The sequence below is a fragment of the Dactylosporangium sp. CA-233914 genome (assembly GCF_050942935.1).
Lineage (GTDB): Bacteria > Actinomycetota > Actinomycetes > Mycobacteriales > Micromonosporaceae > Dactylosporangium.
In genome coordinates, this window is record NZ_CP192030.1 from 165,279 (window position 1) to 181,832 (window position 16,554).

Sequence of the window (16,554 nt, forward strand, 5' to 3'; positions counted from 1 at the left end):
TCGGAATATCCAGTCCGGCAACCGGAGACGATACGGCGACAAGTCGGTTGCATCCCTGGGACAGTGACCCGGCCGTACAACTTCTCGACGAGCGATTGGCTGCCCTGAGCGCATGAACGACCGCATCCCATCTGGCCCGATCCGTGCCGTCTACTTCGACGTCGGCGAGACCCTGGTCGACGAATCCACGGAGTACGGCACCTGGGCCGACTGGCTCGGCGTGCCCCGCCACACCTTCTCAGCCGTCTTCGGGCAGACCATCGCCCAGGGACGCGACTACCGCGAAACGTTCCAGCACTTCCGCCCCGGCTTCGATCTGGCAACGGAGCGCCGGCGACGCGAGGAGGCCGGGCTCGCCGAACACTTCAACGGCCGCGACCTCTACCCCGACGTCCGCGGCTGCCTCACCGCCCTCAAGGCAGCAGGCTACTTCGTCGGCATCGCCGGGAACCAGACCGCACGCGCCGGCCGCCTCCTGCGCGAGCTCCACCTGGACGCCGATCTCATCGCCACCTCCGACGACTGGGGCGCCGAGAAGCCCTCGCAGGCGTTTTTCGACGCCCTGATCGCCTCGGCCGGCTGCGCACCATCCGAAATCGCCTACGTCGGCGACCGGCTCGACAACGACATCCTCCCCGCAGCAAACGCCGGCCTCGTGACCGTGTTCATCCGGCGCGGCCCATGGGGCTACTTCTACGCCAACCAGCCGGAGGCGCAACAAGCGCACCTTCGGATCGAATCCCTTGAGGACCTACCAGCGCGCCTGAAAGAACTCACCTGCGACTGAACAACTCCGAGGACCACAAGCGCGCGCGGTGAAGGTGCCGGTGCGCACCACGGCGGCGCGCGACGTCAGGTAGTTCAGGACGGCGTCGACGATTTCGGTGTCCGTGGCACGTTGTTCCTGTACCGCCTCGCTCGGCGAGCAGGTACGGCAGCGCGTCGAGCGTGGCGGCGACGATTCCCCGTTCGTCGATGAGTGATCGGATTCCGTCGAGCGACATCCAGTCGATCTTGTCGGGTTCGAAGAAGTCGGCGGGTGCACCGGTGTAGCTGGCGTCGACGGCACGAAAGTGGTGCTCGGAGGTCATGATGCCCGGGAAGGGCTGGCTGTAGAACAGGGCCCGGATAGGGCTGGATGGGCACTACTCCTCGCCCGGTAGCTGACCAGGCTTCAGGGACAGTGTGGTGCTCGACTCGTACGAGTCGGACCAGCTACGGCATCTGGGCGCCGACAGCCGTGCACCGATGTTGGCGCGGATGGCTGTCCAGAGCGTTGATCAACTGCGTCTGCATGTTCCGTTGGCCGGCTCCGTAGTCGATGGCCTCGCGGCGCCTACGCATGATCACTATGCGCGATTGTGCATGGCCGCTGCCGATCGCCCGCGCGATGATCTGCGTGGCCCGACACTGGACTCTTTGCCGCTGATCGAAGGCGTTGGAGCGTGCTCAGCGGGGCCACAATGTTCAGCTCGAGAAGCATGCCTACGCCCCACGTCGGCTCAGGTACCAACCGCCGAAGAGAAGGCGGTGGGTTGGCGGATCACGCGGGCATGGCCAGTTCGAGTTCGATGTGAGCGCCGTAGCCGATCAAGTTTGGTCGATGCCGATGGAAGGGAGAGTGGGGCTGACATGAGTGTCGAGACCGTGAGCAGCGAGGGTCTCCACGCTGCGATGGTCGATCAGCTGCTTGCTGATCATGCGGCGAAGGGGCTGACGATGCGGCCCGAGGTCGAGGCGGCGCTGCGGGCGGTTCCGCGCCACCTCTTCACGCCGGGCGTGCCGCTAGAGGCGGCGTACAACGCCAACGATCCGGTGATCACGAAGCAGATCGGCGATGAGCCGGTCAGCTCGGTCTCGGCGCCGTGGCTAATCGCGGAGATGCTCGGCCAGGCGGCCGACGCCATCGACGGCGGCCTGGTTGGCCGGCGGGTGCTGGAGATCGGCTCCGGTGGTTACAACGCGGCGCTGCTGCGTGAGCTGGTGGGCCCGAGCGGTTCGGTCACGACCGTCGACATCGACCCGGAGGTGACCGACCGGGCCTCGGCGTGCCTCGCGGCGGCGGGCTACAGCGACGTCGTCGTGGTGTGCGCGGACGCGGAGCAGCCACTCGACCCGGGCGGCACCTTCGACGTGATCATCGTGACGGTCGGGGCGTGGGACATCCCGCCCGCGTGGACGGGGCAGCTCGCCCCGGACGGCGTCATGGTCGTGCCGTTGCGGACGTTCGGCATGACCCGGTCATGGGCGTTGCGCCGGATCGGTGACCGGCTGGTCAGCTGCAGCCAGCGGCTGTGCGGGTTCGTGTCGATGCGCGGCGCCGGGGCGTTCGAGATGCGCTACGTCGACATCGCAGACGGTGTCCACCTGCGCCTCGACGAGGGCCAGCAGGTCGACCCGGGCATCATCGGCGGACTGCTGCCCCAGCCGCGGGAGCAGGCGTGGGCCGACGTCAGCCTGCCCGGCAGGACCGTGCTGGCGGATCTGGACCTGTGGCTGGCCGGCCGCCTCGCCGGCGAGACGGACCTGTTCTTCCTCCTCACGGCCCAGCAGGAGGCCGTCGACGCCGGGATCGTCGCACCGGCCTGGCGCTTCGGCACCCCCGCCGTCCTGGACGACGGCACGTTCGCCTACCGCTCCGCACTGCGCTGGACCGACGACCTGTTCGACCTGGGCGCGTGCGCGCACGGGCCCGACGCCGCCGCGGCCGCCGCCCGGATGGTGAAGCACATGCGCGCGTGGGTCGACGCCGGCAGCCCGTCGCCGGTGCTGCACGTCGTGCCCGCTGGGACTCCCGACGGCGACCTGCCGGCCGGGACGGTGCTGGACAAGCGGCACAGCCGCATCGTCCTCACCTTCGCCACCACCCCCGCACAGGAAGGGACACGCACGTGAACGACACGGAGAACCAGGAGTTCCAGCTGGACGTCACGCTCGTGGACGCCGGTCCCGCGGCGACCGGCTACGCCACCGGCACCGGCGACGGCTGCGGCTCGGGCAACACGGGCTCCAACGCCTGCACGACGAACTGCAACGCCGGTAGCTGACCCCTATCCGCTGTACCTCAGGTGACGGGCCCGGCGCCATGCGCGCCGGGCCCGTCGGATTCGGTGGTGCGTCATGATTCCCGCGGCTGGAGCGGCGCTGATCCGATTGGCCGCGTATCCGCGCGACCTGGCCCTGCCCGCCTCGCCCGACCTCGCTGCCGCCCGGCACGAGGATCTTCGACAGTGGCTGGGCAAGGTGTGGCAGTTGCCCGGGTTCGCCACGGCCGTCACCGTCGCCGCGCCCGACCTGGCCGGACGGATCACCCGGGCGGTGACGGGTGAACCTCTCCCGCAGCAGCGGCTTCGCCGGCTGACCGAGTCCGCGTTGCGCTACCTGCTGCGCTGGACCACCCGCGCCACCCCGTTCGGGACCTTCGCCGGCATCGCTCCGGTCCAGTTCGGTGCCCACGCGGCCGTGCGCCTCGGCGAGGCACACCACGCGGTCGCCCGCCCCGACGGCGAGGCCATCGCCGAGCACACCGCACGCGCCGAACAGGACCTCACTGTCTTGCGCACCGCCGCGGTGGTGACGAACTCGCTCGGGTATGAACGCGGAGGGACCTGGGTGGTGCCGTGCGCTCGCGCTGAGGACGGCCGACGCTGGGATGCCGAGGTCCGGTTGACCGGCCCGGTCCGGACCGCGATCCAGGCGGCGACCGCCCCGGTCGGGTTCGCCGAACTCGCCGCGAAGATCGCCGGCCCTGACCAGCTGCGCCACGCCGAGCAGCTGCTGGCCGACCTGGTCCGGGCCGGGGTGCTGCTGTCGTCGCTGCGCCCGGCGATGACCGTCACCGACCCCGCCCCGCGCACCTCCCGTTCCCAGCCGATGCCGGATCCTGCAAGTCGGGTCGCGGTTGACCTTCGGGTCGACGCCACGGTGACGATGCCCCCCGCAGTGCTGCACGAGGCGGGCCGGGCCGCGTCGACGCTCGTCGCGCTAACGCCGCCGTTGCCCGGATGGGCCGAATACCACCACGCGTTCATCGAGCGGTGGGGCCCGGGCGCGGCCGTGCCGATCCGCCACGTGCTCACCGTCCTGGGGTTCCCAGCCGGCTACCGAGGCTCGACCCGCCGCGTCCCTGCGACGTTCACCGCCCGGGACCGGCTCCTCGGATGCCTCGCCCAGCAGGCCGCGCTGGACGGCTGCGCCGAGGTCGTCCTCGACGACCCGCTCATCGCCCAGCTCCGCGGCGACGACGACCGGCCACTTGCCCCGCACAGCGAACTGCGGTTCACCCTCGCCGCCGACACCCTGCGCGACCTGGACCGCGGCGCGTTCACGCTCACGGTGACCAGCGGCGCCCGCCACGCCGGCGTCGGCGCCGCCCGGTTCCTGCACCTGCTCAACCCAGCCGAGCTCGCCTCGTTTCAGCGGGTCTACCAGCAGCTGCCCACCGCCCTACCGGGTGCGGATCTCGTGCAGCTGTCCGGGCCGCCGCTGGACGCCCGCCTGACCACGGTCGCGCGGGCACCCGAACTCTTGCCGGTCCTGCCGCTCGGCGAGTTCCACCCGCAGCCGCGATGGGCCCTGGACGACCTAGCGGTGGCTGGCGATGGGCGGCGGCTCTGGCTGGTGTCGCAGACAACCGGCCGGCCCGTCGAACCGCTGGTGTTCAACAGCGTGCTTCTGGCCGGGCTGCAGCAGCCGCTGCTGCGGTTCCTGACCGAGATCTGGGCAGCGTGGACCGCACCGTGCAGCCGGTTCGACTGGGGCCACGCGGAGAGCCTGCCGTTCCTGCCCCGCCTGCGCCGCGGACGCACCATCCTGCGTCCCGCCCGCTGGATCATCGACCGCACCGCACTGCCCGACCGCAGCGCTGGGTGGCCGCAGTGGCGCGACGCCTGGCACCGCGACCGCCACCGGCTGCCGCAGCAGATCCTGGTCGGCGACGACGACGTGCAGCTGCGCCTTGACCTGGACGACGAGGCCCACCTGGCGGTGCTACGCAGCCACCTCGACCGACGCGACCGCACCGTCGTCACCGAGGCACCCGGCCCGGCAGGTTGGATCGGCAACCGCCCGGCCGAAATCCTGCTCACCCTCACGCAACCCACGCCAGCCACCCAGCCGCCCCGTCCGGCCCGCGCCGCCAGCACCGTCGAGCACCGCCCCGGCCAGTCACCATGGCTTGAGGCGCACCTGTACGGCCGCCTCGACAGCATGCTCCTCGACCTCGCCGAACGTCCCGCCGACCACCTACCGCCGGGCTGGTGGTACCTGCGCTACCCCGACCCCCAGCCCCACCTGCGGCTACGCATCCCGATCCCCGACGCCGGCCAGTTCACCGACATCACCGGCCAGCTCGCTCGCTGGGCCCACGAACTCCACGACGATGGCATCCTCGCCGACTACAGCCTGCACCCCTACCGGCCCGAGACCCGGCACGGCCGCGGCGCGACACTCGCCGCCGCCGAAACGGTCTTCGCCGCCGACTCCCGCGCCGCACTCGCCCGGCTGACCGGCGACCGGCAGGCCGCCACCGCCGCCGGCATGATCACCATCGCCGACGGTTTCACCGACGGCCACGGCCTGTCCTGGCTCGCCAACCACGCACCCCACCACACCGGCCCCCGCCTCGACCCCGCACAGCTCACCCCCGCCCGCACCCCGTTCCACAACACCCAGCTCACCGAAGCGCTCACCACCTACCGGCTCCTGACCGGCCAAGACGGGCTCGACCCCGACCAGGTCCTCGCGGACCTGCTGCACCTGCACCACGCCCGCATGATCGGCGTCGACACCGCCTCCGAACGGCACTGCCTCCGCCTAGCCCGCGCGATCGCCCGCGCCGTCCCCGCCCGGCGTCCACGGTGACGACCGGACAGTCCCTGGAAGGCGGCGCCACGGGCATCGCCATGCTGCACCTGGAAACCGGCAACTGGCCGGCCGCGTTGGCCGCGCTGCGCGCCGCGACCGCCGACGGCGTCACGACCGGCGGGGGCGCCAGCCTCTTCTACGGCGCCCCAGCACTCGCCTTCGTCCTCGCCGCCACCGACCGCCCAGAACTCCAGCAAGCACGAGCGATCGCCGCTGACGGCACCGCCACGGTGACGCGGCGCCGCCTCGACGCCGCGCACCGCCGCATCGACCTCCACGAGCAGCCGCACTACGCCGAATACGACCTCATCCGAGGACTGACCGGGCTCGGCGTCGTCGCACGCCGGCTCCGCGCCCACGACCTGCTCCGTGACGTCCTGGACTACCTCGTCCGGCTCACCGAACCCATCGACGGCCTCCCCGGCTGGTGGTGCTGGAACGGACCCGAACACAACCAGCCACCACCTGCCGGTGGCCACGCCAACTTCGGCATCGCGCACGGCATCACCGGCCCACTCGCACTGCTCGCCCTCACGCTCCGCGACGGCATCACCGTCGACGACCACACCGCGGCGATCACCCGCATCTGCCGATGGCTCGACACCTGGCAGCAGACCAGCGCTGGCAGCAGCACCTGGTGGCCGCAAACCCTCACCCGCACCGAACTCCACCGCGGCACACCAACCCAGCAGACCCCGCTCCGCCCGTCCTGGTGCTACGGCACCCCCGGCATCGCCCGCGCCCAACAACTCGCCGCACACGCCCTGCAAGACGCCCCCCGCCAACACCTCGCCGAAACAGCGTTCACCAGCTGCATCACCGACCCGGCGCAGCTTCGGCGGATCGTCGACCGCAGTCTGTGCCACGGCACCGCGGGGCTCCTCGCCACCGCCCGGCGCATCCACGCCGACGCCCGAACCCCCATCCCCGTCGCGCCACTCGAGCACCTCCACCGGCAGACCGTCCCCGCCGCCGGCGAGCCCGCCGGACTCCTCGACGGCACCACCGGAGCCGACCTCGCCGCCGCCGCGACCACCACCACCGCATGGGACGCCTGCCTCCTGCTCACCTGACGAAAGGCCCACCATGGACGAACACCCGTGGCAACAGGTCAACATCAATTACCCCGGACCCACCCCCGAGGCATGCGAACAGCACGCGGTCGCCCACCTCAGCCGGGTGCTACCCGCCGCCGAAACCGCGGGCCTGATCACCGGCTGGTGGTTCATCCGCAAAGGCGCCTGGCGCATCCGCTACCTGCCCGCCGACAACCACAGTCACCAAGACCGGGCCCACCAGCTGCTCACCAACGGCGTCACCTGGACCACCGACATCTACGAACCCGAAACCCATGCCTTCGGCGGCACCGACGCGATGGCCGCCGCCCACCGGCTGTTCCACCGCGACAGCCGCCACCTCCTGACTCACCTCGGCCAACACGCAACCGACCGGCGGGAACGCTCACTGATCCTGTGCACCGCGCTCATGCGAGCGGCAGCGCTGGACCTCAATGAACAAGGCGACGTCTGGGCAAAAGCCCTGGAACACCGCGCGCGATACGCTGACAGACCCACCACCGTCGATCAGGACACCTGGGAACACTTCACCAGCGACACACGCCGCCTCCTGCTCGGCAACCCCCGCACCCGCGACGACTGGCATACCGCCTTCGCAGATGCCGGCACCGACCTGAGGCGTCTGCGCGAGACGGGCAAGCTCACCCGCGGACTCCGCGACGTGATCGCATTGCACGTGATCTTCCACTGGAACCGCATGGGCCTGCCCGCCCAAACGCAAGCCACGTTGGCGCAAGCCGCAAAAGAAGCCGTCTTCGGCAGCGCGCCAGCGCCACTACACCGACAATGACCACCTGAAGCAAGCCGAAGCCACCAGCGCCGAACAGACCCAACGACGGACGCACTTCGCCCGTCGTTACGCAACCGACGGCACGCATCACCTTCACGAGCCACGCAGGAGCGACTGTGCCCATCACGGTGCATCACATTGCGCTGACCGCTGCGGATCTCGGCCGCAGCAGCAGGTTCTACGACGCTGTGCTCGCGGTACTCGGCTATCAACGCCGCGGCGGTCTCAGCAGCCCCCTCGTATATGCCGGCGACGGCCCGGACGTACTGGTCTACGCCGTTGAGGGCGCCGATGCCGCACCACACCGGCACGGCCGGCCCGGGCTGCAGCACATCGCCCTCCACGTCCACGAGCCCGGCCTGGTCGACGCCGTGTTCCGCACGGTGGTCGACGCCGTCGGGACGATCGTGCACGAGCCGCGGTTCTACGACTACATGGACGGCTACTACGCCGTCTTCGCCGAGGACCCCGACGGCTCCCGACTCGAGATCGTCCACATCCCAGCAGGTGCCGCATGACCGACCTTGCACAGCCGCTGGTGTCCGCCGCCGACCTCCGCGCACGCCTCGCCGACGCGTTGATCGCGGCCGGCTTCATCACCACACCCGCGGTCGAGGCCGCGGTGCGGCGGGTACCGCGCGAGGTGTTCGTTCCGGACGGCACGGACCTGACTGTCGCCTACGCCAACAACATCGTGGTCACCAAACGCGGCCCGGACGGCAAGACGACCAGTTCGATCTCAGCACCGTGGTTGCAGGCATACATGCTCGAGACCGCCCGCATCCGGCCCGCATACCGCGTGCTGGAGATCGGATCCGGCGGCTACAACGCCGCGCTGATCGCCGAGCTCGTCGGCCCCGACGGAACCGTGGTGAGCCTCGACATCGACCCGCAGGTCGTCGCCCACGCACAAGCCACGCTCGCCTCGGCCGGGTACCGGCAGGTCCGCGTGGTGCACGCCGACGGCGAGTACGGCTACGCCCCCGGCGGCCCGTACGACGCGATCCTCGTCACCGTCGAGACCAGCGACATCCCACCCGCCTGGACCGAACAACTCGCCCCAGACGGCATCCTGGTCGCGCCGGTCCGGATGCAAGCCAACACCCGCTGCCTCACCCTCGAACGCGACGGCGACCACCTGGCCGCGACCGCGTCCCTGCAATGCGGATTCGTCCCGATGCAAGGCGACGGACAGAATCCGACCCGGCGGCTCGCGCTGCGCGGCGAGGACGCCGTCCTCGTCCTGGACGACCCGACGACCGACGTCAACATCGCCGCCCTCCGAGCAGCCCTCAACGGGCCACGCCACGACGTGTGGTCACCGGTCACCCTCCCGATGGACGCCTCGTTCGAGGCGCTGCACCTGTGGCTGGCCAGCCAGCCCCGCCCCTACGGCGTACTCAACATCGACCGCGAACGCACCGCCGGACTGCTCGACCCGCAGGACCGGTTCTTCTGCCCCACCCTGCTCACCCACGGCAGCTTCGCCTACCTGACCACCCGCCGCCACGACGACATGACGTGGCAATGCGGCGCACACGGCTTCGGCCCCGACGCCACCACACTGACCAGCGACCTGATCAACCTGATCGCCGCCTGGGACCGGCTACACCGCGCCGGGGTCCGCCCGGCCGTAACCGTGTACCCCGTTGGCACCGCACTGCCTCCCACGGAGCAGCTCCGGCTGGTCGTGGCCCGCCGCCACACCCAGATCGTGATCACCTGGCCTGGTAGCAGCCGACGGCATTGCTGATCATTCGCGGGAACTACGGTAGCGGCAAGACCACGACAGCGCGGGAGTCCGCCGCCGTTACGGCCGCGGCTGTGCCCTGATCGAGCTTTCCGAACGCACTATCGGTGTACGTGACGTCCGCAACCGCCGCGGCTGCCAATCGTTCTACGCGACTAACCTGCCATGATCGTTACGTCCGGGACGTAGCGAGGTGGGAGCGCTTGGACCGGAGGCGGGTTGTCGGGTAGATACGGACTCAGCGGATCCTCCACTGCGGCGGGGTGCCCGTCGTCGACGATTCTGTGGCTTGCGAGACAATACATGGGGAGGATGATCGCTACCGGTGCCGGCACCGCGGCGAGCCAGGTACGCAGCGAACCTCCGCCTACCTGGTGGTGGGTCATGCGCGATAGCTCGTGTGGGAACATTGCAGCTCGTCGCGGTGCGGCTGCGGGATCTCAGCAGTACATGGGTATCCTCGGGTGCCGGGGTCCGGATGCCGCCGGCAGAGCCATGGTGGGTAGGAAAACGCCCGTTCGGCAAGGCGACCCGGGGAACTGCGGCGTTGCTGCTGAAGGCGTTCTGCTTCGCGTCATGCGCCTAGCCCTGCGTTGCCGAACTGCGAGATCTGATGGCAGGAGAGCCGAGCCATGACGACCAGCAAACCGCGTCGGTCGGCAGGACCGAAGCCAGCCACCGAGCAACCAGGCAACTCTTTCAAATACCTCTACTGGCGGCTCAGCGAAAAGCAATTTCAACAACTGTGTGCCGCCTTGCTTCGCCACAAGTATGATCACGTCCAGTGCTTTCCGGTGGGCATGGCGGACGAAGGCATTGACGCGATCTCACATGGCGACATCATCTATCAGGTCAAATGGAGCAGCAAGGTCGAGCAAGATCCTGCAACTTGGCTTGCCGACGCGATCGCCGGCGAACGCAAGAAGATTGAGCGCTTGGTCAAGGAAAAACGCATATCGCTATACATCCTTATGACCTCGGTGGCAGGCACGACAACGGCCACCGGCACAGGGAGCGTGCAAAAACTCAAGAAAGATCTTGAGAAGTACAGCAAAGAGCTTAAGGTTCCGATTGAGTGCTGGTGGCAAGCCGATATTGATGCGGAAGTGGACCTAGCTCCGGACTCAATCAAATGGTCCTATCAGGAGATGCTCGCCGGAACACAGGCTATGCGGTACCTTATCCATGGGTCGCAAGTCGAGGGCGACGCTGCCGCGATGCGGGAAACAGTCCTCCACGTCATGGCGAGCCAATGGCGTGATGACTCACGGATTAGGTTCTCGCAGGTTGATCTCGACAGAATCAGTATCACAGACCTGTTCGTCGACGTTCGCGCAACACTGCAAGCTGCGCCGCGAAATGCGCAAGAGCGCTTCCTGAGTACCCAAGACTACGAAACACAAGAGGCGTCCGGGGCTGTCGAATATCTTCTCAAGACCACCGTTCCGCTGACATACCTGCTCGGCGTTCCTGGACAAGGGAAATCGACGCTCAGCCAGTACCTTACGCAGGTTCACCGCGCGGCGATCCTGCCCGGTGACATGCTTGACAGCCGCAAGGTCGACTACGAATCCCTAACCGACCCAAAACTTCCGATCCGGATCGATCTGAAGGACTATGCTTTATGGCTGGCCGGGCACGATCCGTTCGGCGATGAGGAGCCGCAAGGGCGGCCGAAGTTGCGCAGGCGAGACGAACGAAGCCTCGAGCTTTTCCTCGCTGCATTCTGCTCGGCGAATAGCGGCGGTCGCCGCGTAACAATTGAGCAGGTCCAAAGCCTGCTGGCGCGGTATCCCACCTTGCTTGTCCTCGACGGCCTCGACGAAGTGGCTGACCTGGCGCTTCGTCGAATCATCGTCGATCAGATCGACATAACAGCGACGCGCATGGCAGCTAGTGGCAACCTTCGTCGATTTCAGATCCTTGTGACCGCGCGCCCGAATGCATCCTCTCTACCGGAGCCGGACAAGGACATCTTCCAAACGCTCCGCTTGGAGCCCTTGTCACCCGCGCTTCAGCGTGCCTTCATGGACAAGTGGTGCGATGTCAATGACATCCACGGAGCCGAGCGCCGTAAACTTCTCCGAATATTCCAAAGCCGCACCGCTGTCGATCATGTCGGCCAACTCGCCGACAATCCCATGCAGCTCACCATCCTACTGTTCCTGATCAGCAGGAAGGGCGAGGCCGTGCCAGTGGCACGGACACCACTGTATACCACATATATGGAAACCCTCCTCGACCGCGAGGTTAATAGAGAGCAGATCGAAAGAGAGCAGGTCCCCCGCGTTGAGGAAGTGACATCGTTTCTCGGCTGGTACATGCAATCTGGCGTGGAGCTCGAGCCCGGCGCAGGGCGCATGATCTTGGACGACATCAAGACTATCCTCTTGATCTATTTTCGTCGCACGCAAGGTCCGGAGCACGAGATAGCCGCTCTCTTTAATGCTGTCACGGACCGATTCTGGGCATTAACCAGCAAGGAGGATGGCACCTTCGAGTTTGCTGTCCAGCCCGTTCGAGAGTACTTTGCTGCCAGATTCTTGGCCGAATGGGCGGGTCAGGACCGCCGTGATCCTCTGCCCAAACAGGATGTCCTTCGGCAGCTCATCCAGCGCGCCTACTGGCTTAACACAGCTCGATTCTATGCGGGCTTCGCGAATCCTAATGAACTGGCCGGCCTGCGTTACGGGCTCGAAGATGCACTCGCGGACAGGCGCCACCCACTGCAAGAGCGAGTTGCGATATGGGCGCTTCTCGGCGACGGCATCTTCGCAAATAAGCTGGCTGTGCAGCGCGACGTGGTACGCCTCCTGACAGACGATTTAAGCCTGCGGCTGATTGCCGACCACAGTGAATCCTCGGCATTTCCTCGTCTCGGAAGAAGGGTCGGGGGCGACGATATGTCCGCCGCGCTAATGCAATCATTGAAGGCCGCGCCCGACGGTGCGCTCGCAGAGACGACGGTCCGGATTCTTCGCCGTCACCTACCGTTGGACCGAAACGAGTTTGTGGCATGGTGGACTCCGCAATTAAAGTCCGCCCTTGGTACGCCACACGAAATTGCATGGCTGAAGATCGGCGCCTACTACGGTGTACCCCGGCTACTACCTCCTGACGCAGACACCGTCACCCTCGACACCCCCGAGGCATGCCAAGCAGCGCTCGCCGTCGGCGCCTCCCCAAGCCCGTCATCCAACCGCACCGCAACCCTGCTTCGAGCGGTACTGGACGGCCAATGTTCCGACACCACCACATCGAGCACCTGCGAAGCTGGTGCGCTGCTACGAGCTATGCGACCCCAGTGGTTCCTCCAACTCCAGGACGGATACCGCGACGGCCCACGAATTCCCACCGAGCACCTCTGGCTGAACGACCGTGATCGCTCATCGCGGGCAGCGGCCTGGAATTGGCTCGTCACCAACAATGGAAGCTACGCCCGGCTCAAACGTGCAGCAAACGCGCGGGCGATGGGTCAGAAGGGCACGACAGAACCTTGGCAAAATCCAGCCCGGGAACTCGCACGACTCCACGGCCCGTGTTGGCTTGCGGCGGACATCGCGATCATCGGTGCCGCCATACGAGATACCATCGCGTCAGGGTCCTTCGATCCGTCTGGACAGCTACTCGGTGACGATATTGACTATGGCTCGTTCGTCCTCGCCCTTCGTCGCCTGCCCAACGCCGACTGGTGGAAGGCTACTCACGACGCCTACAGTGATGCTCTTTCACGCCGCACATGGACTCTTGGGCTGCTCGCCACCGCCGACGAAGGCATCGTGATCGACAACCTTGATCGGATAGACGCGATCATGGAGCGCACGACCGATGACGATTTCCTTGCCCTTGCAGCATCCTCAAGCCGACTCGGCGCCACTCCAATACCGCGTCGCCTTGGGCGCCGAACCTTTCAATCAGTTGCGGGGTGCTCACCACGCACCACACTGCTGACGACGCATTTCGCGAGCAGTTTGCGCAGCCTCGATCCACTCGCTCCCTTGAGCGACTCCACACTTATCGAGCTCGCGAGTCCTCAAGCCGCCTCATGGCCTATCGCTCGAGCCGTGACGGCCCGTCTTCTGGAGCGCCCGAATGACGTGCTACTCCGTGGACTGGCCGCACTCGGACCGCAGTCCCAGGTCAACCCGCAAAGCGAGCATGTCCACCCGGCCGTCCTGGAAGTTCTCTCGGCAATCCTTGCCGAACCCGCCCTGTATCCCGGTCGGTGGGTCGAGATTGCTGAGTGGGCTCAATCGACAGCGAGAAAAGAAGACATGTTGGAGCGGGTTGTCCTCGATCAAGCGTGGATTCCGAAAGTTCCCCGCATCTAGGAGCTATCGCGTGTCCGGTGCGCGGCGTTTCGATCACGTCCACAACGTGTCGTCCCAGTTTACGGGGAACTTGGCACTGGCAGCGTTCGGTAGGATCGCGCAGGACCAGTTCAGGCGGGTGGTGTTGCGGGAACACGGCGGTCTCGGCCACGAGGCGGTCGCGCCCGGGTTCATCGGCATGTCCGCCCGGTATCTGCTCAACGCCGGCTATCACGTCATCGTCGAGTGCATCCTCGATACCCGCAGCTACAGCACCGTGTTGCGGCAGCTGATCGCTGAACATTCCGGCCCGAGCCACGTCTACTACCTCGACGTCAGTTTCAAGGAGACCATCCGCCGCCACCGCAACCGGGCCGAGCCGATCCCGGTCAGCGCCGAGGAGATGCGCAGCTGGTACGTGCCGCTCGATGCGCTGGGTGTATCCGGGGAGCATGTCATCCCGGAGTCTTCGCCGCCTGAGCAGACCGTGGACACGATCTTGGACACCAGCGGCCTGGTCGGCACTGCGCCCACGGCCCCGTGCCCGACCCGGTGCGCGCGCTGCGAGCAGAAGCGGGCCGACGGCGGCAGCGCCACGCCAGCCACAGCCGGGCGCCACGACGGGCTGGCAGGTGAGGAGGCCGCATGAGTGCGGCACCTGGATCATCCCGTGGCAATGCCGCCGATCGTGGCCAGCGCTGACGGGGGTCGTCTTCGTTCCCCAGCAGGCGTGGTGCGACTCACCCAGACACGCGTCGCACACGCTCGGAAGCCCGCGCGAATAGGTTCCCATGCGCTACCGCACTCGGCCGGGAACCAGCGCCTGGGCCGGGTGCGGCGCGGGTACCACGCCGGAATGCCTCCCACGAACCGCCGAGGCGCTCTCGCGGGCGCGGCAGCGACAATGATCCGCGTGCGCGTGCTGTTCACCGCGGTCCCGATCTACGGCCATCTCCTGCCGCTGCTGCCCCTCGCCGAAGCCGCAGCCGCAGCCGGTGACGAGGCCGCCGTCGCCGTCCCACCGTCGATGGCACATCTCGTCGGCGAGCTGCCGGTGTGGCCGGGCGGCCCGGAGCCGGCTGAACTGCTGGCCGAGAACGACCGGCGCACCGGCGGCGCCGACATGGCCGACCCGCGCGACATCTTCCCCGTCGCGTCGTTCTTCGCCGGTACTCGAGTGGACCTGTCCTTCGACGCGATCCTGCGCACGGCGGGGGCGTTCGGCGCCGACGCGATCGTCGCGGACGAGTACGACGCGGCCGGGCCGATGGTGGCCGCCACGCTGGGACTGCCCCTGGTCCAGCACGCGATCGGGCTGCCGATCGCGCCGCCACCCCTCGCGCCCGCCATGGACATCCTCCTCGCCCCCCGCTACGCGCAGCAGGGCCTGGCCCGGCCCGGGCGGGTGGCGCTCGTCGACCCGTGGCCGGCCGCACTGCACAGCCCGGCATGGTCACCGCCAGCCGACCGGCTGCCGATCCGCGCCCGCCCCTACGCCGGACCAACCCCAGACCAGGCGCCGGACCTGCCACCGTCCACGCCCGGGCGGCCGCGGGTGCTGGTCACCCTGGGCACCGTCCTGCTCGACCTCGGCATGCTCGACACCCTCGTCGACGCCGTCGCCGCCCTCGGCGACGTTGACGTGCTGGCGCTCATCCCGCCCGGCTGCACCCGCCCGCACGGTGACGCCCGGGGCAACGTCCGCTTCGCTGAGTTCACGCCGATGGCGCAGCTGCTCGCCGTCGGCGTAACCGCAGTGGTGGCGGCGGGCGGTGCCGGCACCGTCCTGGCCGCGATGAGCCACGGCATCCCGATGGTGCTGTGTCCCAAGGGAGCCGAGAAGCCGATGAACGCCCAGCGGGTTGCCGCCGCCGGGGCCGGCATCGTCGTCGACGACCCCGCCCGGGCGGGCTCGGCTGTCCGCGCCGTGCTCACCGACGTGTCGTACCGCGCTGGGGCGCAACGCGTCGGCGAACAGATCCGCCACACCCCGCACGCCGGACGGGTCTGGTCCGCGCTGCGTGACCGGCTCCGTCCAAGGCCACCCGTACCTGATCCAGCCGTCCGGCGCCTCGTACCCAATACGACCCGCGGAAACGCGGTCCGAGACAACTGATCCCAGCACGCGCGCAACAGCTGGTCCTGCGCGGCTTGGACCAGGCGGCTGTCGCCGGCGGCATCGAGGGTGTCAGCGGCCGCCTCGGTCCACCCCTCCGCGGTGGTACGTGGATTCTGCAGGGTTCCAGGGCCAGTTTCGGCCCGGTCATCGAGACGTTCCTGCGCAAGGCGAAGCCCGCCCCCGCGCCAGCACCGGCTCGGCCGGCGACGCTGCTTCCCCGGATAGGGCGCCAGGTGTGCCGGCAGCGCACCTGCGATGTCGAGTCACTGCTCGGCGCGAACCGGCCCTCTGCTCGTGTCGGGCACGTGCGGCAGCCAGGCGACCGCGTCGCCGCGGAAGGACTGGTTGACTGGAATGAGGTCCTCGCCGGTCCGCTCGTCGAGGGCGGTCACGTTGATGCCGATGATGGTGTCGCCATAGTCGAACGCGGCGAGGTGGCTGCCGCAGGTGGCGCAGAAGCCGCGCCTGGTCTGGCCGGGGAAGGTGTCGTACCAGGTCGGCTCGCCGCCGTCGCCGGTCCAGCGCAGCCCTTCGAGGGGGAACCCAACCCATGACTGCATTGGTCCACCGGCGCGCTTCTGGCAGTGCACACAGCTGCACACATGCGGATAGTCGGGTGAGCCGGTGACGGTGAACCGGATCCT

13 protein-coding genes are annotated in these 16,554 nt (G+C 68.1%); 11 read left to right on the top strand and 2 right to left on the bottom strand.

Features of this window, described 5'->3' with window-relative positions:
• Nucleotides 1–112: 112 nt before the first annotated feature.
• A complete protein-coding gene (locus tag ACQPY0_RS00765; RefSeq protein ID WP_432983024.1) occupies nt 113–787 on the top strand; it encodes an HAD family hydrolase in 675 nt (224 codons plus the stop codon).
• On the opposite strand, the gene ACQPY0_RS00770 is transcribed toward ACQPY0_RS00765, so the two are convergent.
• The gene (locus tag ACQPY0_RS00770) at nt 774–1,091 is read right to left on the bottom strand and encodes a hypothetical protein (RefSeq protein WP_432983027.1); all 318 of its coding nucleotides are present in this window, start codon (nt 1,089–1,091) and stop codon (nt 774–776) included. The two genes, ACQPY0_RS00765 and ACQPY0_RS00770, sit on opposite strands and share 14 nt — an antisense overlap.
• A gap of 541 nt (nt 1,092–1,632) precedes the next feature.
• On the opposite strand from ACQPY0_RS00770, the gene fxlM (ACQPY0_RS00775) reads away from it, so the two are divergent.
• The 10 genes from fxlM (ACQPY0_RS00775) (at nt 1,633) to ACQPY0_RS00820 (ending at nt 15,907) form a co-directional block, all read left to right on the top strand.
• Entirely contained in the window at nt 1,633–2,895 is a 1,263-nt protein-coding gene (gene fxlM / locus ACQPY0_RS00775; protein ID WP_432983030.1) for a methyltransferase, FxLD system, read from the top strand.
• Entirely contained in the window at nt 2,892–3,047 is a 156-nt protein-coding gene (locus ACQPY0_RS00780; RefSeq protein WP_432983033.1) for an FxLD family lanthipeptide, read from the top strand. Before fxlM (ACQPY0_RS00775) ends, ACQPY0_RS00780 begins: the two co-directional genes overlap by 4 nt.
• Nucleotides 3,048–3,120: 73 nt before the next feature.
• On the top strand, nt 3,121–5,862 hold the full coding sequence (locus ACQPY0_RS00785; RefSeq protein WP_432983036.1) for a lantibiotic dehydratase: 2,742 nt from the start codon (nt 3,121–3,123) through the stop codon (nt 5,860–5,862).
• Entirely contained in the window at nt 5,859–6,938 is a 1,080-nt protein-coding gene (locus ACQPY0_RS00790) for a lanthionine synthetase C family protein (RefSeq protein ID WP_432983039.1), read from the top strand. Before ACQPY0_RS00785 ends, ACQPY0_RS00790 begins: the two co-directional genes overlap by 4 nt.
• A 13-nt stretch (nt 6,939–6,951) precedes the next feature.
• A complete protein-coding gene (locus ACQPY0_RS00795; protein WP_432983042.1) occupies nt 6,952–7,731 on the top strand; it encodes a thiopeptide-type bacteriocin biosynthesis protein in 780 nt (259 codons plus the stop codon).
• 116 nt (nt 7,732–7,847) lie between these two features.
• Nucleotides 7,848–8,249, top strand: coding sequence for a VOC family protein (locus tag ACQPY0_RS00800; protein WP_432983045.1), 402 nt, complete (start codon nt 7,848–7,850; stop codon nt 8,247–8,249).
• A complete protein-coding gene (gene fxlM, locus ACQPY0_RS00805; RefSeq protein ID WP_432983048.1) occupies nt 8,246–9,484 on the top strand; it encodes a methyltransferase, FxLD system in 1,239 nt (412 codons plus the stop codon). The genes ACQPY0_RS00800 and fxlM (ACQPY0_RS00805) overlap by 4 nt, the downstream gene beginning before the upstream one ends.
• A 629-nt stretch (nt 9,485–10,113) precedes the next feature.
• Nucleotides 10,114–13,812: an NACHT domain-containing protein gene (locus ACQPY0_RS00810; RefSeq protein ID WP_432983051.1), complete on the top strand. Its 3,699-nt coding sequence runs from the start codon at nt 10,114–10,116 to the stop codon at nt 13,810–13,812.
• 10 nt (nt 13,813–13,822) lie between these two features.
• Nucleotides 13,823–14,440 (top strand): AAA family ATPase, encoded by a 618-nt coding sequence (locus tag ACQPY0_RS00815; protein ID WP_432983054.1) that lies wholly within the window; start codon nt 13,823–13,825, stop codon nt 14,438–14,440.
• Between the two features lie 264 nt (nt 14,441–14,704).
• Complete coding sequence (locus ACQPY0_RS00820) at nt 14,705–15,907, top strand: glycosyltransferase (RefSeq protein ID WP_432983057.1); 1,203 nt, start codon at nt 14,705–14,707, stop codon at nt 15,905–15,907.
• A gap of 266 nt (nt 15,908–16,173) precedes the next feature.
• On the opposite strand, the gene ACQPY0_RS00825 is transcribed toward ACQPY0_RS00820, so the two are convergent.
• Nucleotides 16,174–16,470 (bottom strand): GFA family protein, encoded by a 297-nt coding sequence (locus ACQPY0_RS00825; RefSeq protein WP_432983060.1) that lies wholly within the window; start codon nt 16,468–16,470, stop codon nt 16,174–16,176.
• Nucleotides 16,471–16,554: the final 84 nt, after the last annotated feature.

Coding starts and splice junctions, on each gene's coding strand:
- ACQPY0_RS00765 (WP_432983024.1), top strand. CDS start 113: ATGAACGACCGCATCCCATCTGGCCCGATCCGTGCCGTCTACTTCGAC.
- ACQPY0_RS00770 (WP_432983027.1), bottom strand. CDS start 1,091: ATGACCTCCGAGCACCACTTTCGTGCCGTCGACGCCAGCTACACCGGT.
- fxlM (WP_432983030.1), top strand. CDS start 1,633: ATGAGTGTCGAGACCGTGAGCAGCGAGGGTCTCCACGCTGCGATGGTC.
- ACQPY0_RS00785 (WP_432983036.1), top strand. CDS start 3,121: ATGATTCCCGCGGCTGGAGCGGCGCTGATCCGATTGGCCGCGTATCCG.
- ACQPY0_RS00795 (WP_432983042.1), top strand. CDS start 6,952: ATGGACGAACACCCGTGGCAACAGGTCAACATCAATTACCCCGGACCC.
- fxlM (WP_432983048.1), top strand. CDS start 8,246: ATGACCGACCTTGCACAGCCGCTGGTGTCCGCCGCCGACCTCCGCGCA.
- ACQPY0_RS00810 (WP_432983051.1), top strand. CDS start 10,114: ATGACGACCAGCAAACCGCGTCGGTCGGCAGGACCGAAGCCAGCCACC.
- ACQPY0_RS00825 (WP_432983060.1), bottom strand. CDS start 16,470: ATGCAGTCATGGGTTGGGTTCCCCCTCGAAGGGCTGCGCTGGACCGGC.